17 protein-coding genes are annotated in these 24149 nt (G+C 58.0%); 5 read left to right on the forward strand and 12 right to left on the reverse strand.

Annotation, left to right across the window (positions count from 1 at the left end; genetic code table 11):
* Both HEP82_RS18370 and cobA read left to right on the forward strand, forming a co-directional pair.
* On the forward strand, window positions 1-2548 hold a 2548-nt coding region (locus tag HEP82_RS18370), incomplete at its 5' end, for a nitrate reductase (RefSeq protein ID WP_192459391.1).
* A gap of 23 nt (window positions 2549-2571) precedes the next feature.
* On the forward strand, window positions 2572-3390 hold the full coding sequence (cobA, locus tag HEP82_RS18375) for a uroporphyrinogen-III C-methyltransferase (protein ID WP_192459392.1): 819 nt from the start codon (window positions 2572-2574) through the stop codon (window positions 3388-3390).
* Between the two features lie 215 nt (window positions 3391-3605).
* On the opposite strand, the gene HEP82_RS18380 is transcribed toward cobA, so the two are convergent.
* Both HEP82_RS18380 and HEP82_RS18385 read right to left on the reverse strand, forming a co-directional pair.
* On the reverse strand, window positions 3606-4382 hold the full coding sequence (locus HEP82_RS18380) for a transporter substrate-binding domain-containing protein (protein WP_192459393.1): 777 nt from the start codon (window positions 4380-4382) through the stop codon (window positions 3606-3608).
* Between the two features lie 141 nt (window positions 4383-4523).
* Window positions 4524-5699 carry a pyridoxal phosphate-dependent aminotransferase gene (locus tag HEP82_RS18385; RefSeq protein ID WP_192459394.1) on the reverse strand — a complete coding sequence of 392 codons (1176 nt, stop codon included), beginning with the start codon at window positions 5697-5699 and terminating at the stop codon, window positions 4524-4526.
* 131 nt (window positions 5700-5830) lie between these two features.
* On the opposite strand from HEP82_RS18385, the gene HEP82_RS18390 reads away from it, so the two are divergent.
* Window positions 5831-6712, forward strand: coding sequence for a LysR substrate-binding domain-containing protein (locus tag HEP82_RS18390; protein WP_192459395.1), 882 nt, complete (start codon window positions 5831-5833; stop codon window positions 6710-6712).
* A gap of 209 nt (window positions 6713-6921) precedes the next feature.
* Entirely contained in the window at window positions 6922-8460 is a 1539-nt protein-coding gene (locus tag HEP82_RS20145; protein WP_192459396.1) for a methyl-accepting chemotaxis protein, read from the forward strand.
* An 81-nt stretch (window positions 8461-8541) separates the two neighbouring features.
* Here the strand turns inward: HEP82_RS20145 and fbpC are convergent, their stop codons facing one another.
* The 10 genes from fbpC to HEP82_RS18445 all read right to left on the reverse strand — a co-directional run bounded on the left by fbpC (window position 8542) and on the right by HEP82_RS18445 (window position 22565).
* A complete protein-coding gene (fbpC, locus tag HEP82_RS18400) occupies window positions 8542-9603 on the reverse strand; it encodes a ferric ABC transporter ATP-binding protein (protein WP_015854172.1) in 1062 nt (353 codons plus the stop codon).
* A 15-nt stretch (window positions 9604-9618) separates the two neighbouring features.
* The gene (locus HEP82_RS18405) at window positions 9619-11697 is read right to left on the reverse strand and encodes an ABC transporter permease (RefSeq protein ID WP_192459397.1); all 2079 of its coding nucleotides are present in this window, start codon (window positions 11695-11697) and stop codon (window positions 9619-9621) included.
* 211 nt (window positions 11698-11908) lie between these two features.
* Window positions 11909-12940, reverse strand: a complete 1032-nt coding sequence (locus HEP82_RS18410) for an ABC transporter substrate-binding protein (protein WP_192459398.1) — start codon at window positions 12938-12940, stop codon at window positions 11909-11911.
* Between the two features lie 85 nt (window positions 12941-13025).
* A complete protein-coding gene (gene uhpC, locus HEP82_RS18415; protein WP_192459399.1) occupies window positions 13026-14339 on the reverse strand; it encodes an MFS transporter family glucose-6-phosphate receptor UhpC in 1314 nt (437 codons plus the stop codon).
* Between the two features lie 100 nt (window positions 14340-14439).
* On the reverse strand, window positions 14440-15942 hold the full coding sequence (locus HEP82_RS18420; protein ID WP_192459414.1) for an MASE1 domain-containing sensor histidine kinase: 1503 nt from the start codon (window positions 15940-15942) through the stop codon (window positions 14440-14442).
* Window positions 15943-15987: 45 nt separating this feature from the next.
* Window positions 15988-16617 (reverse strand): response regulator transcription factor, encoded by a 630-nt coding sequence (locus tag HEP82_RS18425; protein ID WP_192459400.1) that lies wholly within the window; start codon window positions 16615-16617, stop codon window positions 15988-15990.
* 369 nt (window positions 16618-16986) lie between these two features.
* Window positions 16987-18750, reverse strand: a complete 1764-nt coding sequence (ggt, locus tag HEP82_RS18430) for a gamma-glutamyltransferase (RefSeq protein ID WP_192459401.1) — start codon at window positions 18748-18750, stop codon at window positions 16987-16989.
* 309 nt (window positions 18751-19059) lie between these two features.
* The gene (locus HEP82_RS18435; RefSeq protein WP_192459402.1) at window positions 19060-20310 is read right to left on the reverse strand and encodes a glycosyltransferase; all 1251 of its coding nucleotides are present in this window, start codon (window positions 20308-20310) and stop codon (window positions 19060-19062) included.
* A 507-nt stretch (window positions 20311-20817) separates the two neighbouring features.
* A complete protein-coding gene (locus tag HEP82_RS18440) occupies window positions 20818-21153 on the reverse strand; it encodes a hypothetical protein (protein ID WP_192459403.1) in 336 nt (111 codons plus the stop codon).
* A 404-nt stretch (window positions 21154-21557) separates the two neighbouring features.
* Window positions 21558-22565, reverse strand: coding sequence for a LacI family DNA-binding transcriptional regulator (locus HEP82_RS18445; protein WP_407938302.1), 1008 nt, complete (start codon window positions 22563-22565; stop codon window positions 21558-21560).
* Between the two features lie 341 nt (window positions 22566-22906).
* Here HEP82_RS18445 and HEP82_RS18450 point away from each other — a divergent pair, with 341 nt between their 5' ends.
* A complete protein-coding gene (locus tag HEP82_RS18450) occupies window positions 22907-24103 on the forward strand; it encodes an L-talarate/galactarate dehydratase (RefSeq protein WP_192459405.1) in 1197 nt (398 codons plus the stop codon).
* Window positions 24104-24149 lie beyond the last annotated feature (46 nt).

Genomic DNA, 24149 nt, shown 5'->3' on the forward strand with positions numbered 1-24149 from the left:
TCCGGAACCCCCCGCCAACCGGGGGCGTTTGGGCGTTAAGGGGGCGGCGCTGGGGGAGACGCTGGATCTGCAGGGCCGGCTGTTGTGGCCGCGGGTGGGCGGGCGGCGCGTCAGCTGGGAACAGGCGCTGGACAGCGTCGCTGCACGCCTTGGCGCCGTCATTGCCGAACACGGGCCGCAGGCGGTGGCGTTTTACGGATCCGGCCAACTGCTGACTGAGGATTACTACGTCGCCAATAAACTGATGAAGGGGTTTATCGGCAGCGCCAACATGGACACCAATTCCCGGCTGTGCATGGCGTCTGCGGTGGTGGGGTACAAACGGGCGTTCGGCGAAGATGTGGTGCCGTGCAGTTATGAGGATATCGAACTGGCGGATTTGGTGGTGCTGGTCGGCGCTAATGCCGCCTGGGCCCACCCGGTGGTCTATCAACGGCTGGCGCAGGCGAAACAACGCCGCCCCGAGATGCGGGTGGTGGTCATCGACCCGAGACGTACTGCCACCTGCGATGTGGCGGATCTGCATTTGCCGCTGCGTCCCGGCAGCGATGCCGGGTTGTTCAACGGGTTGCTGCACTATCTGGCGCAGCAGGGCGCGCCGGGCGGTGAGCACTTATCCGGCGTAGCCGACGCGCTACAGGCGGCGCAAGGTTGGACGCCCGCGCAGGTGGCGGATTTTTGCCAGCTCGACGAGCGCCTGGTGACGCAATTCTTTCACTGGTTCGCCGCCACGGCGCGGACGGTGACGCTGTACTCACAGGGGATTAATCAGTCTTCGTCCGGCAGCGACAAGTGCAATGCCATCATCAATGCGCACCTGCTCAGCGGCAACATCGGCGCGCCCGGTTGCGGGCCGTTTTCGATTACCGGTCAGCCGAATGCCATGGGCGGCCGCGAGGTCGGCGGGTTGGCGAATCAACTGGCGGCGCATATGGGATTCAGCCCGGAAGAGGTGGATCGCGTCGGCCGTTTTTGGGGCAGCGAGCGAGTCGCGAGCCAACCGGGTTTGCTGGCGGTGGATCTGTTCCGGGCGGTAGAGGACGGACAGGTCAAGGCTATCTGGATCATGGGCACTAACCCGGTGGTGTCGATGCCGGATGCGGATCGGGTGCGGCAGGCATTGCAGCGCTGCCCGCTGGTGATCGTCTCCGATGTGATGCGGCATACCGATACGGCGGACTGCGCCGATATCCTGCTGCCCGCGCTGGCGTGGGGTGAGAAAGACGGCACGGTGACGAACTCTGAGCGGCGAATCTCCCGGCAGCGCGCTTTTTTGCCCGCGCCGGGAGAGGCCCGCGCTGATTGGTGGATCCTCTCGCAAGTCGCTCAACGGATGGGGTTCGGCGCCGCTTTCGATTACCACCATCCGGCGCAGATTTTCCGCGAGCACGCGGCGCTGTCCGGGTTTGAGAATGACGGGCAGCGCGCTTTTAACATCCGGGCGCTGGCGACGCTGAGCGACGCGCAGTGGCAACAACTGGCGCCGGTACAGTGGCCGGTGGTCGAGACACCGCAGATGGGTACCGCACGGTTGTATACCGACGGCCGTTGCTGGCACCCGGACGGCAAGGCGCGGCTGCTGCCGGTGACGCCGCGGTTGCCGCGCCATCAGCCCAACGCCGCCTACCCGCTGGTGCTCAATACCGGGCGTATCCGCGATCAGTGGCACACCATGACGCGAACCGGCAAAGCACCGCGGTTAATGCAACACACGCCGGAGCCTTACTGCGAGCTGCATCCGCAGGAGGCGCAGCACTATGGCATTCAACCTGGTGATCTGGTGCGTATCAGCGCCGAAAGTGGCTGGATGCTGGTCAGGGCGCAGATTCAGCCGGGACAACAGCCGGGCAGCTTATTTGTGCCGATGCACTGGAACCGGCAGTTCAGCCAGCAGGCGCGGGCGGATTGCCTGATCCCCGCCGTGACCGATCCGCATTCCGGCCAACCGGAGAGCAAGCAGGCGCGGGTTCGGTTGCAGCGCTGGCCCGCCGCCTGGCAAGGGGAGCTGTTTTTGCGCGGCGAAATGCCGCCGCCTGACAGTCATTACTGGAGCCGGCTGACGGCTGGCGGGCTGACGCACTATGTGCTGGCCGGGCTTTATGCGCCGGAGGACTGGCTGGCGTGGCTGACGCAGCAGTATGCGCTGGACGGCGTCACCTTCCAGCAGGCGCAGGGCGACGGGTTGTTCCACGCGGTGGGGTGGCGTCAGCAACAGCCGATGGCGGCACTGTATGTGCGCGACGGGCAAGTTCAACTGGATCGTGAGGCGGTGTATGCCGCCTTCGCGCATCCACCGCAAACGGCGCAGCAGCGTCTGGCATTGTTGGCGGGACGCTCAGCGCAAGGGGGGACAGACGGGCGGACGATATGCAGCTGTTTCGCCGTGGGCGAGCAGCGTATTGCCGAGGCGATTCGTCAGGGGTGTTGCAGCGTGGCGCAGTTGGGCGAGCGGCTACAATGCGGCACCAACTGCGGTTCCTGTATTCCTGAACTCAAATCATTACTGCAACGCCAGTCCGAATCGACAGAGCAGCGGCGGGCCGGATAACACCATCCAGAAGAGGCTGTACGATGAAAATTCAATCCATAGCACTGCCGGTGACGGCGGCAAATACCCTCGGTGCGGGCGAAGTCTGGCTGGTGGGGGCCGGGCCGGGCGATGTGGAGCTGTTGACCATCAAGGCGCTGCGTGCTATCCGCCAGGCAGATGTAGTGGTGTTTGACCGTTTGGTGTCGGCGGAGGTGATGGCGCTGGTTGCTGCCGATGCTTTGCGTATTGATGTGGGCAAACGGCAGGGGTGTCATTCGCTGCCGCAGCCGGAGATTAATGCACTGCTGGCGGATCTGGCAGAGGCGGGGCAGCGGGTGGTGCGCCTCAAGGGCGGAGACCCGTTTGTCTTCGGCCGTGGCGGCGAAGAGATGGATTATTTACAGCAGCGCGGCATTCCTTGCCAAGTGGTGCCGGGGATCACCGCCGCCATCGGCTGTGCGGCGGCGGTCGGATTACCGTTGACCCATCGCGACTGTGCCCAGTCGCTGCGTTTTATCACCGGGCATGCTTGCGACGGCGAACCACAGCTCGATTGGCCCTCGCTGGCGACGGCCGGGCAGACGCTGGTGTTTTATATGGGCCTCAGCCATGCCGGCCGGCTGTGTCAGCAACTGTTGACGCATGGGCTGGCGGCCGTCACGCCGCTGGCGATCATTGAACGCGGTACCCAGCCGGATCAGCGGTTGCTGACGGCGACGCTCGCCACCCTGCCGGTATTACTGGCGCGTTATCAACCGCAGTCGCCGAGCTTGCTGGTGGTGGGGGACGTGGTGCGTTTTTGCCGCCATCCGGCGTTGCGGGTTGTCGGCGAAACCGTGATGAGAACCGTTGCAGCGTGATAAACCACGCGGCCCGGAGCAGAGAAATGCCGAATGAGAAGACCTGCGTCGACAAAGGTGATGCCGGTCAGTGCAGGCCGACGTCAGTGGAACCACCATCGAGAGAGGCGCCTTTGCAGGCGCCTCTCTGGGTTTTTTCCCGTCGAATCACGTTTCACGGTGCGGCATTGGCGCTATAGCGGCCAGCCTGGCAGTGAAACAGGGATCTCTTTGGATTACTTCACGCGCACGTCAAAACCGGGGAAATATTTCTTCGCCAGTTTTTCAACGGTGCCGTCTTCTTTCACCTGTTTGATGGCGTTATCCAGTTCGGTTTTCAGCGCCTCGTCGCCTTTACGCAGGCCGAAACCGATGCCGCTGCCCAGGATCTTATCGTCTTCCACCGCGTTGCCGAGGAACGCGAAGCCTTTGCCTTCCGGTTTGTCCAGGAAGCCGGATTGGCCGGCCGCCGCCATCACCAGCGTGCCGTCCAGACGGCCTGCCGACAGATCGTCATACACCAGGTTTTGGTCTTTGTAGGAGGTGACGGTGACGCCTTTAGGTTCCCAATGCGCCTTGGCGTATACCTCCTGAATGGAGCCCTGAAGTACGCCGATGTTTTTGCCTTTCAGCCCTTCGGCGGTCGGCGTCAGGCCAGAGCCCGCTTTACCCACCAGTTGGGTCGGAATGCGGTAGATCGGGTTGGTGAAGTCGATGGCTTCTTTACGCTTGTCGGTGATGTTCATCGCTGAGTTGATGGCATCGAATTTCTTGGCCTGTAGCGCCGGGATCAGGGCGTCGAAAGAGGTTTCCGACCAGGAACATTTGAAGTTTCCGGCTTTACAGATGGCGTTGCCCAGCTCGATATCGAAACCTTCCAGCTGGCCCTTGGCGTTTTTGCTTTCAAACGGCGGATATTCCGCTTCCAGCCCGTAACGCAATTCGGTCTGCGCCATGGCGAAAGAGGAAGACAGTAAACCCAGTGACAACATCAGCATGCTTAATTTTTTCATAGCGGGAACGCTCTCCGGTCATTCAATGAATTGTTATCAATCGTCGTAGCCCTGAACGGGTTTTATCGTACGTTATTTTCAGCGGCCATAAACGCTTATTTGCGGGGGGCAAGCTGTCTATGGCCGATGCTTTTCACGGCATCAGGCGCGGCGGCCCGTTACCTGGCACAGTGCCCTGGCACCGGCACGAATGGTCTCCTCATCCTTCGAGAAGGAGAGGCGGATCAGTTTGTTATCGGTGCCGTCGGTATAGAACGCGGACAGCGGAATCGTCGCGACGCCATGGTCGACGATCAGGCGCTTGACCATTTCGTTGTCGCTTTCATCGCTGAAGTGCGCATAGCTGGCGAGCATGAAAAACGAACCGTGCGATGGCAGCAGCGTGAAGGGGCTGTCTTGCAGTTCGGCAATCATCACATCCCGTTTCTGCTGGTAAAAATCGCCAAGCCCCATGTAGGTAGCCGGGTCTGCCATGTAGTCGGCGAATGCATACTGCATCGGGGTATCGGCGGAGAACATCATGAACTGGTGAATCTTGAGGATTTCGTTCATCAGGTCGGCCGGCGCCAGACAGTAACCGACGCGCCAGCCGGTGACGTGGAACGTCTTACCGAACGAGGAGACGATCACGCTGCGTGCGGCCAGTTCACTGTGGGTTGCCATACCGTGGTGGCGCTGGTTGTCGAACACAATATGCTCATACACCTCGTCCGACAGAATCACGATGTCGGTATGGCGGGTGATGGCGGCCAGCTGCGCCAGATCGTTTTCACTCAGTACCTGCCCACTGGGGTTGTGCGGGCTATTGATGATGATCATCCGGGTGCGCGGCGTTATCGCGGCCTGCACTTCATCCCAGTCGATGGCGAACGCGGGCACCGACAGTTTGAGCGCGACCGGCGTGGCCCCCTGCAGGCGGACAATCGGCGCGTAACTGTCGAAGGACGGCTCAAAATAGATCACCTCGTCGCCGGGATGCACCAGTGCGGAAATGGCCGAATAGAGCCCTTCGCTGGCGCTGGCGGTAATGGTGACTTCGCTGCCGGCATCATAGTGCTGGCCGTAAAGTCGTTTAACTTTCTCCGCGACGATCTCTTTGAGCGAAACCAACCCGGACATGGCGGCATACTGGTTATGTCCCTGCGTCATCGCACGGGTGACGCCGGCGATCAGTTCCGGCGAACAAGGGAAGCTGGGCGCGCCCTGCGACAGGTTGATAGCGTGGTGCTGGCTGGATAATTGACCGATAACAGTAAAAATGGTGGTGCCTACATCGGGTAGCTTGGAATGAAACTGTACCGGGGTTTGGATCGGCATGGTTATCTCCGTTGATGGCGGGAAAAATGAATAACTATGCAGTTATTAGACGGTGTTAGCGGTAGTGCCACAATCGAATTGTTGTCATAATAGCCATGAAAAAAACGCATGGCTCAACGGTAATCCGCATCATGAATAAACACATTCCACCTTTGAATGCATTGCACGCTTTTGTGGTCACGGCGCGTCATCTCAATTTCACCCGCGCCGCCGACGAGTTGTTTGTGACGCAGGGCGCCGTCAGCCGTCAGGTGGCGATGCTGGAAGAGTGGCTAGGGTTCGCCCTGTTTCAGCGCCACGCCCGCGGGCTGCGTCTGACGCCCCAAGGTAGCCAGCTGCTGCCGGAAATTCGCGAGGTGTTCGAACGTCTGTTCAAAGCAACAGAAAAGGCGCGTGAAAACGGAACGGTGCGCATGAAAGCGCCGACCTGCGCCATGCGCTGGCTGGTGCCGCACCTGATGAAAATGGAACAACGACGGCCGGAGTTGCATGTCTCGTTGACCACGACCACGGATCACGGCGTTGATTTTCGTCATGAACCATTTGATGTGGCGGTGATTTTCGCACCTGACGCCGCGCCGTTGCAGCACGACGGCAAACTGTTCGATGAAGTGCTGTCGCCGGTACTGGCGCCGCACCTGCTGCCCGCCGGGCAACATACCCTGACGCGGGAACAGCTCTCCCGCTTGACGCTGTTACACCCCACCCACGACCGACGCGACTGGCGGCTGTGGCTGAGTGAGAACGGCATGAGCGAGACGCTGATGCGCCGTCATCAACAGTTCGACACCATGGATTTGGCGATCAGTGCGGCGATCCAGGGGTTTGGCATCGCCATCGCGGATGTCACGCTGGTGGCGGAAGATATTCAGCGCCAGCGGCTGGTGATGCCGTTTGTCGAAACCGCGCAGACCGGCGCTGCCTATTATCTGGTGCACCGGCCGGATATGCAGGCCGATTGGTTGACGGATTTTATCGACTGTTTCGCTGGCGCCATGGCGGCGCCGATCTGATACCGGTTCGCCCGCTATACGCTTAATCGAGACGTACCGCCACATATTATGTTGCTATTTTTGCTATTGGAAAATATTAAATTTTTCATTTAGTTCAAAGTATTATGATGTTAATGCCACGTACTGTGTAATTCAGGATGTTGGTCACAGAACCTCCTACATCGGGTCGATACGGTAGCGCTAGCCTCTTAAAAAATTATAGGTACGCTATGAAAATATCGACAAAATTACTTGTATTGGTTTGCGCTGCTTTAGTGGGGTTTATTTGCCTTACCCTCATTTCTCTGACGTCGTTAAAGTCTGCGCTGGTTGATGCACGCCGCAGTGAGATCTCCATTCTGCTCGACAAGGCGAAACACGTTGCCGAGTATTACAAAGGGTTGGAAAAAAGCGGCCAGTTGACGCGCGAACAAGCGCAGAAGCAGGCTCAGAATGCATTGACGCAAATGAATGCGCCCAAAGCCGCCAGCTATTACTGGGCAACCACCGCCGACAGCATCAACTTGGTGCACCCCAATGAGCAGTTGCTGGGGAAAAAAGCCGGCGGCAACCATACGGCGGACGGTGTCACAGATAACGACGCTTACCGCCAGGCATTGTCTAAATCGGACATGGCGATGATTGATATTTACATCAGGCGCATGCCGGATTTGGAGCCGGAGCCTAAATTGCAGGGCGTGGTGGCGGTATCTGACTGGAACTGGTGGATCGGCACCGGGTTCTTCTATCAGGATATCAACGCCATGTTTTGGAAACTGGCGACCACACTGATCGTCCTTTCTGTGGTGATTCTGGCGCTGGTTTCCGCCATTGCCTGGCTGATGGCGCGCAGTATCTATCGGGCGTTGGGCGGCGAGCCTGCCTATGCGGCCGGGCTGTTGTCTGAGATCGCGGCTGGCAACCTGACGGCGGAGGTGCCGTTGCAAAGTAACGATACCTCCAGCCTGATGTACAGCCTGGCCAAGATGAAGGAGCAGTTGGTGTCGCTGGTGGGGGAGATTCAATACACCAGCGAGTCCATCAGCAATGCCACCAGCAATATTGCGCAGGGCAACTACGATCTCTCTTCTCGTACCGAGCAGCAGGCGGCGTCGTTGGCTGAAACCTCCGCCAGCATGGAGCAGCTGACGTCTACCGTAAAACAGAATGCCGACAACGCCGAACATGCTCGGCAACTGGCGGTACGTGCTTCCGAAGCCACGGAGCGCGGCGGGAATGTCGTCAATAGCGTGGTGCAAACCATGGAGATGATTTCGGAGGGGTCGCGCAAGATGGGCGACATTATCAAGGTGATTGAGGGGATTGCGTTTCAGACCAATATTCTGGCGTTGAATGCGGCGGTGGAAGCGGCGCGAGCCGGCGAGGAAGGTCGCGGTTTTGCGGTGGTGGCGGGGGAAGTCCGTTCACTGGCGCAGCGCAGCGCATCGGCCGCCAAAGATATCAAAGTGCTGATCGACAACTCCATGGAGCGGGTCAACGATGGCTCGCAGCAGGTCGCCGATGCCGGTGAGCGGATGCAGGAGATTGTCGCCTCGATTACTCAGGTGCGCGACATCATGGCCGAGATTGCCACCGCCTCCAACGAACAAAGCATCGGCATCGGTCAGGTGAATCAGGCGGTGACGCAAATGGATACCGTGGTGCATCAGAACGCCGCGCTGGTGCAGGAAGCCGCCAATGCGACCGCCTCGCTGGACGAGCAGGCGGGGAAACTGCGGCAGACGGTTCAGGTCTTTGCGTTGCATTAAGGTGTGGGGCCGGCGTGATGGTCGCCGGCCTTCCGTTTACGGCATGATGCCGGGTGCGGTACGGGCGCTGGTCGGTGACGCTCAGGCGGCATCTTCCAGCGTAAACATGCCGTAGGGATGAATCTGCAGGAACAACTGGTCGCCCGCGCCGGGCTGCAACTGCGTGGCGTTGACCTGCAACAGTAGCGACTGCCCATGCCAGTCCACCGTGACCTCATACTGCGGCCCCATATAGGCGACCTGTCGGATGGTGCAACGCTGGCTGTCCTGCCCTTCCTGATTCAAGGTGATGGCTTCCGGGCGAACCCCCACGGTGCAGGTGTCCCGTCCCGGCGCGAACCCGTCCGGGCGTGGTACGTGATAACCGAAGATTTCCACGCTGTCGCGGTGCAAACGCGCCGGAAAGACGTTGGCGTCCCCCATGAAGTTGGCCATGAAACGCGACGCCGGGTGGCGGTACAGTGCCTGCGGCGCGCCGATCTGCATGATTTTCCCTTTGTTCATCACCAGCACGGTATCGGATACCGCGAAGGCTTCGCTCTGGTCGTGGGTTACGTACAGCGAGGTGATATTGAACTGCTGCTGCAACTCACGGATTTTTTCCCGCATATTGCGGCGCAGATTGGCGTCCAGATTGCTGAGCGGCTCGTCGAACAGTAACACCTTGGGCTTGAGGATCAGCGCTCGCGCCAGCGCCACGCGCTGCTGCTGGCCACCGGAGATTTGATCGACATAGCGTTCTTCAAACCCGTCCAAATCCACCAGCGCCAGTGCTTCGCGCACCCGGTCGCGGATTTCCCCTTTCGGGCGCCCTAGCATTTTCAGCCCGTAACCGATGTTCTCGCCAATCGACATATGCGGGAACAGGGCATAGGACTGAAACACCATGCAGATATCGCGCTGCTGGATGGCGCGATCGGTCACGTCTTCGCCGTCGATAAAGATACGGCCGTCGCTGGGTTTTTCCAGCCCGGCCACCAGCCGCAATACCGTCGTTTTGCCGCACCCCGACGGGCCGAGCAACGTGACCATGTGGCCCTGCGGGATCGCCAGATTCAGGTTGTCCAGCACGGTATTGTCGCCGAACCGTTTGGTGATGCCTTTCAGTTCAACAAAGTTTTTTTCTGTGGATGCGTTATTCACGATGGTCACTCCGAATTACTGACGGTTTTTGGCTTTGGAGCGAGAGATGCGCGCTTCGCCAACCAGATAGTCGAACAGGAAGATGATGGCCAGCATCACCACGATCAGAATGGTGCCGTAGGCGATAGCGATGCCGTATTCGCCGTCCTCCACCCGATTGAGGATATAAGCGGTGGCGACGCGGGTTTCCGGCGTGACCAGAAACACGATGGCGCTGACGGTGGTGATGGCGCGGACAAAGCTGTAAATCAGCGCCGACAGGATCGCCGGGCGCAGCAACGGCAGCAGGATGTACATCACCGTGCGCATGGAGCCGGCGCGCAGGCTGAGTGAGGCTTCGTCCAGCGATTTGTCCAACTGGCCCAGCCCGGCGATGCCGGCGCGGATCCCGACCGGCACGTTGCGCATCACCATCGAGATGATGACGATCGCCGCCGTACCGGTGAGGTATACCGGCGCGCTGTTGAACGCCAGAATGTAGGAGATCCCCGCCACGGTACCCGGCACGGCGAAGCACAGCATGGTGGTGAACTCGATGGTTTTCTTGCCCTTGAACTGCTGGCGCACCACGATGTAGGCGATCAGCAGGCCGAACAGCGCGGTAATCGGTGCGGCGATGCCGGCGTACAACAGCGTATCCAGCAGCGAAGGCCAGGCGCCGTCGCTGAACCCCTGCCCGAACAGCCGCACGAAATTTTGCAGCGTCAGGGTATAGTCCACGCCCCAGTTCACGGTGAAGCTGCCGTAAAAAATACTGCCGTACAACAAGGAGTTGAATGCCACCCAGACTGCCAGGATCAGTGTAACGCCGACCACCATGCTGCGGGGCAGTGGCTGGACGTCGCCACGGGTGAACTTGCCTGAAATGGTGACGTAGGAGCGTTTGCCGATCCACAAATACTGGATGCAGAACACCGCCAGCGAGAACACCAGCAGGATCACCCCCAGCGTACTGGCGGCCTGATAGTCCAACTGCGCGCCGGTGATGTAGAAATAGATCTGGGTTGCCAGTACGTCGAAGTTGCCGCCCAGCACCAGCGGGTTGCTGAAGTCCGCCAGCGATTGCACGATGACGATCAGAAATGCGTTGGCCAGCGCGGGTTTCAGCAGCGGCAGGAAGACCCGGCCGAACGTCTGATAGCGGCTGGCGCGCAAGGTGTAGGAGGCCTCTTCCAGCGACGGGTGGATGGTTTTGATGGCGCCGTCGAGGATCATGAACGCCATCGGCGTAAAGGCCAGTACCTGCGCAATCCAGATGCCGGTAAAACCGTACAACCAGTTGGTATTTTTCAGCCCGAACACATCCGCCATCAATTCAGTGACGTAGCCGGAGCGCCCCATCATCAACGTCACCCCGAGACCGACGATAAACGGCGGCGTGACGATCGGCAGGATGGAGAAGACCCGGCCCAGAATGGCGGAGCGTTTGGCGATGCGAGTGGTGTAAATAGCCAGCACCAGACCGAAGAAGGTACAGCCGACCCCGACGGCGATAGACAACAGGAACGAGTTGGCGATCACCTGCAGAATGTGGGACTGGCCCAGTACCGTCATAAAGCCGAGCGGCACGAATTTCCCGGCGCTGTTGGTGAACATCGGCAGAAAGATGGCGATGCTCGGATAGAGAATAAAGACGCCGATCAGCGCGATAATCGCCACCAGCGAACCGATGACGAAGCGATCGCCGCCCAGCCATTCCAGCCGGGAAAAGGCAAGCGTCATGACGGCGCCGAGCGCGATAAGAATGCCGATGGCGGCGTAGCCCAGCCCGCGGTTGACCGCCACGGCGCTGGCTATCATGAACAGGGCGCAGAATAGCGCGTACCCGGCGTCGAACAGGTGGCGACCGCGCCGCTTGCGCGGGGCGGCCGTCGCCGGACGCAACAGTAATAACAGCGGCAGCAACAGCCACAGCAGGCTGATGTTGCCCCCCGACCAGCCATAAGCATTCAGCAGTTCTTCCCGGGTGGCGCCGGTCAGACCGTAGTCAAGGCTCCAGGCGGGCAGCAGCGCGAACGACAGCGCAATGACGCCGATCCAGATAAAAATGGCATCCCGGCGAGCTGGCGGCGCCGCAGAGCGTGAATGAGACATGGCGGTTTCCCTCGGTATTGACGAATAACAGGGTGCGATAGGCGCCTGACCGGCAACGCGGGCCGGCGGAACGCGCAAACCGGCGAGCGGCGTCGGGGCAATCTCCCCGGCGTCTTCTTCGTTGACGCGGTTTGCGGCGTACCTTCGGCTGTGGTGTACAACCGGCTATGGCGTACAACCGGTTATAGCGTGCGGTCGGTGCCGGTATGGGTTATTTACCCATCTTCACTTCGCTCACCCACTTGGTGATCAACGCTTTGCGAACCTCTTCGGATCCGTATTTATCCATGTCGTAGTTAATCAGCTTCAGCTCGCTGAGTTTCAGCGAGTTCGGCGAGGTCTCCGCCGTGGTGTTGGTCAGGATCTGGTAGGATTTGCCTTTCTTCCAGGATAACTCCTGCGCCTCTTTGGATAGCGCCCAATCGATGAACAGTTTGGCGTTGTCCAGATTGCGGGCGTTCTTCAGGATACTGACGCCGCCGATTTCATAACCGGATCCTTCGCACGGGGAAATCAGCTTCAGCGGCGCGCCGGCTTCTCTCTCTTGGGCGTAGTCGTGCAGGAAGCCGATGCCGATGGCGGTTTCGCCGCGGGCGGCGTTACGGGCCGGCGCAATGCCGGATTTGGTGTATTGCGAGATGTTGACGTTCAGTTTCTTCAGGTAGTCAAACGCCTGATCTTCCCCCCACAGTTGGGAGAACGTGGCCAACGCGGTGTAGGCGGTGCCGGAGCTTTGCGGATCGGCGATCTGGATCTCGCCTTTGTAGATGGGGTTGGTCAAATCCTTCCAGCATGTCGGTTCCGGTAGATTTTTCTCTTTCAGCCGGTTGACGTTGACGCCGACGCCGAGAATACCGATGTAAACGGCGGAGGAGTAGTTGCCCTTGCGTTTAGCCGGGTCGCGGAACTGCGGCATGATCTGCGCCAGATTCGGCGATGCATAGGGTTGCAGCAAGTCCATCTCTCCCGCCTGCGATTGCGGATCCAGCGTGCCGCCGTACCAGACATCGGCCTGCGGGTTTTTCTTCTCCGCTTCGATTTTCGCCAGCGTGCTGCCGGAACCGTTGCGGATGAACGAGGTCTGTACGTCGTATTTCTCGCCGAAGGCTTTGGTTTCTTCCTCGCAGAATTCGTTGGTGGCGCTGCAGTAAACCACCAGGCGGCCTTTCGCGTGCGCGCTGCCGGTGAATGCGGCGGCGGCAAGCCCGGCGACGACTAATGCGGAGAGCAGGGTAGGTTTCATGGTATGTCCTTCTTGTCAGAGAGTAACTACTTTTCAGAGATCAACTACTTGTCAGAGATCAACTACTTGTCAGAGATCAACTACGTCAGGCGGGGCCTGACCTGGCTGGCCCTCGTTTTTGCATACCCGACATCATGAGCGGCATCAGCAGTAACCCGACACAGGCTGACGCCAGGGTCAGCAAGGCGAAAAAGCCCGGCCAACCGTAAATCTGCATCCACCACGCCAGCGGCCATCCCGCCAGTGCTGCGCCCAGGTAGGCAAACAGCCCGAGGAAACCGGTCACGGTTCCTGCGGCGTCCTTGTGGGCGTACTCCGTAGCCGCCAGACCAATCAGCATCTGGGGGCCGAAAATGAAAAAGCCGATGCTGAAAAAACTCAGCGCCAGCAGTGCGTAATGATGAACCGGCACCAGCCACAATGCGGTCACGCACAAGAACAGCCCCAGCGAAAACAGCAAAATCATCGGTGCGCGCTGGCCGCGAAACAGCAGATCCGATCCCCATCCGGCGAACAGCGCGCCGAACAAACCACCTAGCTCAAACAGCGACAAGGTGGCGTTGGCGCTGAGCAGATGGACGCCGTGGCTTTCCGCCAGCCACAGATTGCCCCAATCGTTGAGCGCGATCCGAATCAGGTACACCAACACATACGACACGCCCAACAGCCAGATGCTGTAGTTTTGCCACAGGGTGACGCGCAACAAGCTTCGCAGGCTCATCGGCGGGCTTTGTTGCTCCTGTCTCAGTTCCAGCGGGTCGCGCCGCCATTGCCCGACGCTGGGCAACCCCTCTTCCTGCGGCGTGCCGCACAACCGGCGGCACAGCCATAACCCCAGCAGTATGGCGACGATGCCGGGGATCAACAGCGCATACTGCCAACCCAGCGCCGTCGCCAACCCGCCGGACAGCAACGGTACCGCCGCGCCGCCCAGGTTGATGGAGGTGTTCCAGCACCCCCACCAGAAGCCGCGCTCGTTGCGCGAGTACCAGTGCGTCAGCAACCGGGCGCAGGGCGGCCATCCCCAGCCCTGAAAAAAACCGTTCAACGTCCAGACCAGCAGTAGCGCGGGCAGGGAGGTGCAGAAAGTGAACAGCACATTCAGCACTCCGGTCAGCAACAGGCCGACCCCCATAAACCAGCGCCCACCCAGCCGGTCGTGCAGCATGCCGGAGAGAAACTTGGAGCCGCCGTAACTCAGGTAGAACAACGTACCCAGCAGGCCAATATTCGCTTTGTCGAGCGCCAGTGCCTGCTGTATCACCGGCATCGCAAACGTTACGCTGCGGCGGGTGAGATAAAACGCGGCGTAGCCGATCACCATGGATATCAGCAGCTGCACGCGCCAGTGGCGGTAACGCTGATGGATGGATTCCGGCGCCGTAGGGCTCTGGCTCATGAGGTTCTCCGGCTGTTGGCGTCAGTGTAGGGAGCCCCGTGCGCGACGGGATGAGACAAGGTTTTAGCCATCTAGGAAAAATTCCTGTTTTTAGCGGGCGTTATGTCAATTCTGTGGGCAACTTAACAATTACTCGGGTACCGTTACGGCGCAGCAACATCCATTCACCGCCCAGCGCTTGCACCCGCTCTTCCATCCCGCGCAGACCAAAACCTTCGCGGCGGTCGTCCGGGATGCCGATGCCGTTGTCGCGCACCTCCAGCGTCAGCATCCCCTGCTGGTGGCTGATGCGTACCCGAATCCGGCGGGCATCGGCATGCTTGCTGATGTTGTTGAGCAACTCCTGCACCAGCCGATAAAGCGTGAAGACCAGGGTATCGTCCTGCGGCTGTTGCGGCAGGCGGTAATCCAGCCGGAAGTCGATGCCGCGTTCGGCGAAGGCGAATTCGTCCGCCAGATGGCGCAGCGCCTTTTCCAGCGACATTTCGTTGAGTACCGGGGGACGCAGCTGGCGTAGCAACTGCCGGGTGGTGTGGTGGATGCGTTGCGCCAGTTCCGTGATTTGCGCGGCGGCGCTGTGAGCCAGCGGCGGCGAGGGCGCGCGGTCGATCAGCCGGGCCTGAATCTGGATGGCGGTGATGTTCTGGCCGATATCGTCGTGCAACTCGCGCGCGATATCTTTACGGATCGATTCTTCGGTATGCACCAGCCGTTCCATCAATTGGCGGCGCACGCGCAGTTCCTGTTCCAGCTGTTGCCGGTAGCGATCCAAGTGCTGCGCCAGCTGCTGCTGGCGGCTGATGGCGATCCCTAACCCGATGCCGAGCAGCGCCTGGGTGGAGATAAACAGTTCCAGCGACAGCAGGTCGCTAAACGCCCCCGCCACCTGGCGGGCGATGGTGATCAACAGGCTGCCGAGCACCGCCGCCAGCACGCCGCCCTGCCAGCCGAAGGCATATGCCATCACCACATTGGGCAGGAAAATGGCGATGAGCAGCAGACGTTCCATATCCGGCGATAGCGAGAGCTGGACGCCGATGGCCATGGCGCCGAACAGCGAGCACCATACCAGCAGCGAGGCGCGCAACGGCGGCGTCATGCTGTTGCCGTGCGGCAGCATATTTTGCAGGTGTTGCTGTTTGAGGTATTCGTAAATCAGGTAGATGAACGGCGTGAGCAGTACACCGCCGGTGACAGCGGACAACAGCGTCTGGCTAAGCGGCGTCATCAGCCAGACGCCGGGGATCAGCATTTGCAATACGCTGTTAGCCAGAACGGCGGCCAGCAACAACAATAACCGCTGCCAGTACAAGGTGTAACGCCGCCAATAGTGCAACACCAGCCCGGCCGGCGCCAGACTGACCCACACCGAGGCGAGGATGGCCCAGTTGGTTTGCAGTTGCTGGCTGTTCAACCAGACCAGGATGGCGGTTTCCGATAACAGAATCACCGGCCAATAACGGCGCGAAAGCAGCGTCAGACAGGCCAACCGTAGCCCTTGCGGCAGTAGCAAGGTGGCCTGCTGACCGTTCTGGGTCAGGTAAAAACTGATGGTCCACAGCGCCAGCCAGCACAGGCTGTAAAACAGGGTGAGAAACAGCATCAGCGCCGGTCGCCGCCAGCGGCGCGAGGTATCAGCCGACACCGGTTATCCTTTGACCAGTAGCTGGTGCTGCAACGCGAAATGCACCAGCTCGACGGTGGTGGTGCAGCGTAATTTGTCCAGCACGTTAGCGCGGTGGACATGCACGGTTTTGTGGCTCAAATCCAACTGTTCGGCGATGGTTTTGACACTCAACCCATTGACCAGCAGATCGAAAATTTCCCGTTCCCGAGGCGTCAACGCTTCCAGCGCTTTCGGCAGTTGCCGGCTGTGGCGCAGCGCCCGCATCGCATCGGCGCACAGGTAGCTGCCGCCGGCATGGACGGCGCGCACCGCCTGCACCAGCTCTTCCGGCCCGCAGCGTTTGGTGAGATAGCCGCAGGCGCCGGCGTCCAGCGCGCTCTGCACAAAGGCGGCGGTATCGTAAATACTCAGGATTATGGCGCGGAACGTCGGCCGTTTCTGGCGTAGCCGGGCCAGCAAGCTGAGGCCGCTTTCATCCGGCATGGCGATATCCATAACGGCGACATCCACATTCAGTTTCAACAGCGAGGCTCCGGCATCGGCGGCGCTGGCGTACTGGCCGACTACTTGAATATCGCCTTCCAGCGAGAGCAGTTGCGCGAATCCGGAACGCACTACGATGTGGTCGTCTATCAGGGCTACGTTAATCATTATCATGCAATACCCGTGAGATTTTTTGCATCATGCGCAGAAGGCCGAACCCCAGGCAACCGGCAATGCGTAAAGTGTTAGCTGGATGGCAAAAATCGGGATGCTGGGCGTTATCGGCGTTAGGCGGGGTGCGCGTTGAAAGAAAGAGGCGTCGTATGGACGCCTCTTGAGGTTGCCGACAATGTGCGGCAAGCGGTGATAATGGATGGATCGTAAAGGCGCTGCAAGTACCTCCCTGTCAGCGCGAACCGCGCCATCCCTGGCGCGAACGCTTTACTCTTCCATGCCATTATCACCGTTTGATGAAGACCGATAGGTTGGTCATCCGTCTGAGGAAGCGTCGCCTGGATACCTCGTTGGGTTGCAAGATCAGTAGCCGATGGCCGCGCCTGCCGGACGGCGTGAGTCGTTGGCTCCGTACAGGTAGCCTTCGCGCACTTTACCGGATACGGCGGAGTCGTTGCCGGAGTTGGCCGGCAGCACGCCTTCAACGCCGGGCAGACCGACCATAATCAGCTCAGCGGCGCCCCAGGGGATCTGTTCCACCATTTTGTAACCGCGTTCTTTGAGCAGTTTGAGAGTATCGGCGGACAGCCCGCGCTGTTCATAGTACACCTCGTCCGGCAGCCATTGGTGATGGATGCGCGGCGCATCTACTGCTTCCTGCGGCACCATGCCGAAGTCGAGGATGTTCAATGCCGCTTGCAGCGTGATGCTGATGATTCGGGAGCCGCCCGGCGACCCCAGCACCAGGAAGATCTTACCGTCTTTGGTGACTAACGATGGGCTCATGGACGACAGCGGACGTTTGCCGGGCGCGATGGCGTTGCGTTCGCCCTGCACCAGTCCGTACAGGTTTTTCTCGCCGACCTTGACGGTGAAGTCATCCATTTCGTCATTCAGGAAGAAACCGGTGCCGGGGGCGATCACCACCGCGCCGAAGCGGCCGTTAACCGTGTAGGTGGTGGAGACGGCGTTACCCTGCTCATCAACGATCGAGTAGTGGGTGGTTTCCGGTTTTTCATGCGGCTCCATGCCCGGTTTGACCTGATCGGACGGCGTGGCGTTTACCGCATCGATTTTTTTGCGGATTTCCGCCGCGTACTCTTTGCTCAGCAGACGGTCGACCGGGTTTTTCACAAATGCCGGGTCGCCGAGGAACGTGTTGCGATCCATGTAGGCATGACGCATGGCTTCGGTCATGACATGTACCGCCTGCGCGGAGTTGAAGCCCATGCTTTTCAGGTCGTAGCCTTCCAGAATATTCAGCGTTTCGCACAGCGTGATGCCGCCGGAGCTGGGGGGCGGCGAAGAGATGAACTTATAGCCACGGTAGGTGCAGCTCACCGGTGTGGTTTCGGTGATTTTATACTGGGCAAAATCGGCTGCGGTCAGGATGCCGCCGCCTTGTTTTGAGGCGGCTTCAACCGCCTGCGGAATTTTTCCCTGATAGAAAGCATCAGGCCCTTTATCTGAAATGGCCTGCAAGGTATTGGCCAGATCAACCTGTACCAGCCGATCGCCAGGTTGCAGCGCGGAGCCGTCCGGGCGCAGGAAAATGCGTGCGGCTTGCGCATCCTCTTTAAAACGTTTAACCGTGGTGTCCAGAATATCGGTATCGCCGCGGGTTAAGACAAAACCTTCACGCGCCAGTTTGATGGCGGGAGCCAGTACCTGAGCGCGGGTCAGCTTGCCGTATTTTTCGCGGGCGGTTTCCAGCCCCAACACAGTGCCGGGCACGCCTGCCGCCAGGTAGCCATACAAGCTGGCGCCTTTTTTCACTTTACCGTCCGCATCAAGGTACATATTGGCGGAGGCTGCCGCCGGTGCGGTTTCGCGGAAGTTGATGAAAGTGTCTTTGCCGTCCGCCAGATGGATTGTCATGAAACCGCCGCCGCCGATATTGCCGCAGCACGGGTTGACCACCGCCTGCGCGTAACCGACCGCAACGGCGGCATCGATGGCATTGCCGCCCATCTTCAGAATATCGACCCCGATTTGCGACGCCAGATATTGCGAGCTCACCACCATCCCGTTTTTCGCCTCAACCGCCGGAATCGAAACGGCCTGCGCCATACCACCGTACAAGGCTGAAGCCAGCCCAAGCGGTAGCAGCCAGTGTTTATACGCCATAAAGAACTCCTGTCATTGTTGTCTGTCTCGTTATTGTGGCCTGCATCATCATGCGGTGCAGACGAATACATAGTTAGCACATAGCGGGACAAAAAGGGCTTAAGAAAAAGTGATGGGTGTCTTGAATGTGCGAAGGCAGTGCGCGCAGCGGGCATTAGCGCAAGTTCGCCAGCCTGGTATGGCGGCACGTTTTAGTTAGCACCAGCGTGGGGCGACGATCCGACGTTTTAGCGCATGATGACCGCCGCTGACCTGATGCCTTCTCGTGGTAACGACCTGGGCTACACCATGGCGCCCAGGTTGGTCGAATCAGTCCGTGTGGTTGAGATGCCGGGCATGCGTGGTTTGTACAATGTTGACGATGCGCGTGTAGGCGGCGGGTTCCGCCAGAAAACGTGCGCGGATGCGCCGGCAGTTTTCAGCAATATCCGGGTCGTTCAGCAGGCGCTTTAATCGACGATCCATGTGCCCGGCTTCTGCTTGCGTCAGCGATAGCCCGCATTTCATCGCGGTGACGCGGCGGGCGTTGTCGAATTGATCAAACGCACTGGGCAACACCATCTGTGGAATACCCGCCGCGAACGACTGAGCCATGGTGCCGATGCCGCCATGATGGATGATGGCTTTGAATTGATGGAGGTATTGGGCCAGATTAATGTGTTTTTCAAACCGAATGCCGCTGTCGTCGCCGAATTGCGGATTGGGCGCGCCGATCACCAGACATTGGTAGCCCAACCGGCGGATCTTTTTCGCCAGCGCCACGATCAGCGTTGTGTTGACCTGCAACGCCCAACTGGGCATCAGAATCACGGTGTTGGCCTGCGCGATAAATGCGCCGGTTTCATCCTGTTCTTGCTGATTGAGCAGGTTGAACAATGGGAATCCGACCTGATGAAGGTTAGCTGGCCAATCCGGCAAGGGCGACGCGAACCATTGTGGAAACAGACAGAGTAATTCCGCATCGGTTTTGTGTGTCCAACGGGTGATCACCCGTTCGATAGGCGGCAGCCCCAGCCCGTTTCTGAATTCATTCAAAAAGGGCGCCAGTTCACGGTCGAGCAGGTGTTTTTCCGCCATATGCAGCAGGAAACGCCGCAAGCCGAGCGGAAAATGACGAATCCACGCCAGCTTTTTGTGGTAGGGCGGGTCGTAGCTGGAAATGAACGTAGAAGGCGTGACGCGGACGGGAATAACGCAGCAGCCTTTGGTTTCTCCCAGCATTTTGGCGGAAAACGCCCACAGGGACGTGAGAATGACCGACGTATTATCGACGTGAGGCGCCAATGCGTCATACATCATTTTTTGCTGGGTATTGATGAAATAACACATCTCTTTATAAGACGATTTATGGTGCCAGAGTCGTTGAGAATTCACGGCCTGATAATAACTGTCTGCTGAACCGACGGGGATGAAATTCAGCCTTCTGTCTCGCGCGGTTTTTTCGAAATAGGGGTTGGTACAGAGATAGACATCATGTCCAGCCTGTATAAATGATTCGCCAATAGCAATAAAAGGATAAACATCCCCTGCGGACCCCAGTGTTGCCAGAAATACTTTCATCCATCCCTCCTTAGAATAGAAAATATCCAGAAATGAAATATCACGATTGTAGGTAATTATCGCGATAGTACGCCGATAGCGGGAAATAATAAACATTTCAACTGAATGCGTGGTGAGTATATGAGAATAAAATCAGCCTGTACAGCAGCGGAATCGACCGCGAAAACATTACCGATCCGGTATATTTAGGTGGTGTGGATAATTAACAGGAGGAATTATTGGTTTTCGGTTGGGTTATTTAGGTATTACCAGTTTCAGAATGTTTTTATTGAAATAAGTTGTAGTGATAATTCATCGTTATAAATAGACCCGTTGTGTTTCTGGTTGCCGACGCATCAGCGGCAGTGTTAATGCTAAATCGATATTTGACGCGCATGCATGGTGTGCGTAGGTATCGAGATAGTGACCTGTTCGCACCTGGGGGATGCGCAGGAAGCGAAGAGTGTGATCACCCCTAGTTTGACAGCTGACGGTATTTTAGTGCCGGTTATCGACGGATAAGCCGGACTACATACAGCCGGCACAACTGGTACAACGCCAATCCTGTGGGTTAATCGCGCGATAAAAGTGGCGAAAATAAAACTCCTCAAGAGGTACGTTATTTTGCTCAAAACAGTCGGCAAGCCATTCTATGTTTTTCAAGATCCAATCATCTTCATCCAGACCCTCTTTATATAATTCATCTTCCGGGTCGATAATGGAATAAATCCCTAATGTACTCATATGCCGTTCCCGATAAGATTCCGGTAATGTGAAATTTTGCCCTAAATAGGTAATAATCCAATGGCCATGACACAATAAATTACCGTTTCGGCTCCATGCGGCAGTGAATGGGTTATTCATGTTAAATCTTCATTTGGTGTTATAATGCAGCGAAAAATATCACGAAAAAAATAACAAGTAAACGATTTGAGAAATAAAAAAGGCAGTGTGTATATTGGCGATAAAATACGTATCTACCCCATTAGGGCTATTTTTATGATATTTTCTCCCTGGGCCATGATCGACATTTTTAGATGTTTGTATATATCGATATCCTGTCATGCTTCAAGTAATGCGTGTGCTGGCTGTTTTGCTGCACCCCGAATTATTTAGGGTATATACCACTTAATAGGTAAATAATAAATGCATTGAAGTGGCGCCATGCTTGGGGGTTATTAAGACTTAATTGGTTGACGTTATTTATTGCCAATGAAACACCACAGGCGGTGGTGTTATACAACACCGTGAATACTATGCCAAAGGCATTATGCCGATTCCCGTTCGACCAGGGAAAAACCGATATCCCGTATTGGCGTATCAATGTTTTCTCCCGCCAGTTTATCCGCCAGCAGCGTGGCGGCTTCTTTGCCGATTTGCCAGCGATCGACCCTGACAGTGGTAATGGCAGGCTTGTTGTCGGCGGCAAAGTCGAGATCGCCGAAACCGATCACCGCCAGATCGCCCGGGACACGTAAGCCGTGGTATTCCGCCTCCATAATGGCGCCTTGTGCCAGAGTGTCGGAACTGCACACCAGTACGTCGAACTCGCGTTTCAGACTAAACAACTTCTGAGCGCTCTGTCGCCCCAGCGATAGCGTAGCGGGCAGGGGAATGACCACTTCGTCGATACGGGGCTGCCCTTGCTGCCGCAGGCGATCCAGCATGCCTTGTTTACGTTGCGCCGCCCGTCGATCTTCCGTCCATATCATGCCGATGCGTGATAACCCCTTCGTCAGCAAAAACTGGCCAATAGTGTCGCCGATTTTTTCATGGGAGAACCCGACCAGCATATCCAGCGGCGTCGGCGTCAGATCCCAAATTTCAACCACGGGAATATTGGCGTTAAGCAGGGTTTTCTTCAATTCCGGCGAGTGATGAATGCCGGTCAGCACAACGCCGTCTGGCCGGCGCGACAGAATGGCGGCTACAATTTCCGTTTCAGATTCATGGGTATACCCCGCCACGCACAGTAACATGTGATAACCGCGGGCAGAGAGTTCATCACTGATGGCCTGAATAGTATCGGCGAACATACTGTTGTTGATCTGCGGTACGGCCACCGCGATCAGTTTACTGCGCTTCGACGCCAGCCCACCCGCCAGCATATTGGGGATATACCCGGTGGCGCGAACCGCCTCCATCACGCGCGCAACGGTATCGGGACGCACCCTCTGCGGGGTGTTCAGCGCGCGGCTCACTGTCATGGAGGAGAGTCCGGAAACCCGTGCGACATCCTCCAGCGTGGGCGCGCGCGAGGCAGTATTGCGGGAGATTTTTTCGCTTTTCAATCAATGGACGCCTTGTGAATCGAGCTGAACGTAACGGAGGTATTATCGTGAAAAATCGGCTTTTTTTCCAGCTGAACCCGGCATTCCGGCGCTGTTGGGCCTGTTCTCCACTGGTATGACCCTATACCGTTCAATTTGTTTGTTTGCGATAACAATGTTGTGCAATTGCCGAAGAGGCTGATGTACTGCTCACATTGATTATCGGCCATTTTCTTCTTTTTCTTTATCCTATTGTGATCGAATGTACAAAATGAGAACAGACCATTTGATCATTATTTGATGTTAAAACATAAATGTTAGCGCAAACATTATTTAGGAGAGTGGAGATGACCATCAGTGCAAACTCAGATGCCGTAAGCTACGCCAACGCCGGCAACGCCAAAACCGCCGCCGAGAGTGGCGATCGTATTGAATGGGTGAAGATGTCGCTGGCGTTTTTGCCGCTGGCGACACCGGTGAGTGATGCCAAAGTGCTAACTGGGCGGCAAAAACCGTTGACCGAGGTGGCGATTATCATTGCCGAAATTCGAACCCGCGACGGTTTTGAGGGGGTGGGCTTTAGCTATTCCAAACGTGCGGGCGGGCAGGGCATTTATGCGCATGCCAAAGAAATCGCCGATAACTTGCTGGGCGAAGACCCCAATGATATCGACAAAATCTACACCAAGCTGCTGTGGGCCGGTGCATCGGTGGGCCGCAGCGGGATGGCGGTGCAGGCTATTTCGCCGATCGATATCGCGCTGTGGGATATGAAAGCGAAACGCGCGGGGTTGCCGCTGGCGAAACTGTTGGGGGCGCACCGCGATTCCGTACGCTGCTACAACACCTCCGGCGGTTTTCTGCATACACCGCTGGAGCAGGTGCTGAAAAATGTGGTGATTTCACAGGAAAACGGCATCGGTGGCATCAAACTGAAAGTCGGGCAGCCCGATACGTCGGAAGATATCCGGCGTCTGACCGCGGTACGTAAAGCATTGGGCGACGCTTTCCCGTTGATGGTGGACGCTAACCAGCAGTGGGATCGGGAAACTGCGATCCGCATGGGCCGCAAAATGGAAGATTTTAATCTGGTATGGATTGAGGAGCCGCTGGATGCCTACGATGTCGAGGGGCATGCCGCACTGGCGGCGGCGCTGGATACGCCGATCGCTACCGGAGAAATGCTGACCAGCTTCCGCGAGCACGAACAGCTGATCCTTGGCAACGCCAGCGATTATGTGCAGCCTGACGCCCCTCGTGTCGGCGGTATTTCGCCCTTTCTGAAGATCATGGATCTGGCGGCGAAGCATGGTCGTAAACTGGCGCCGCACTTTGCTATGGAAGTCCATCTCCATTTGGCCGCGGCTTATCCGCTGGAGCCCTGGCTGGAACATTTCGAGTGGCTCAATCCGTTGTTCAACGAACAGCTGGCGCTGCGGGATGGGCGGATGTGGGTTTCCGAACGCCATGGGTTGGGGTTCACCCTGAGCGAACAAGCACGCCAGTGGACCTCGTTATCCTGTGAATTCGGCAAACGCCCCTGATGACCGCCGGCGGCCGACTCGCACGGAGTCGGTCGCTTCACGCATT

The sequence above is a fragment of the Musicola keenii genome (assembly GCF_014855505.1).
GTDB classification, from domain to species: domain Bacteria; phylum Pseudomonadota; class Gammaproteobacteria; order Enterobacterales; family Enterobacteriaceae; genus Musicola; species Musicola paradisiaca.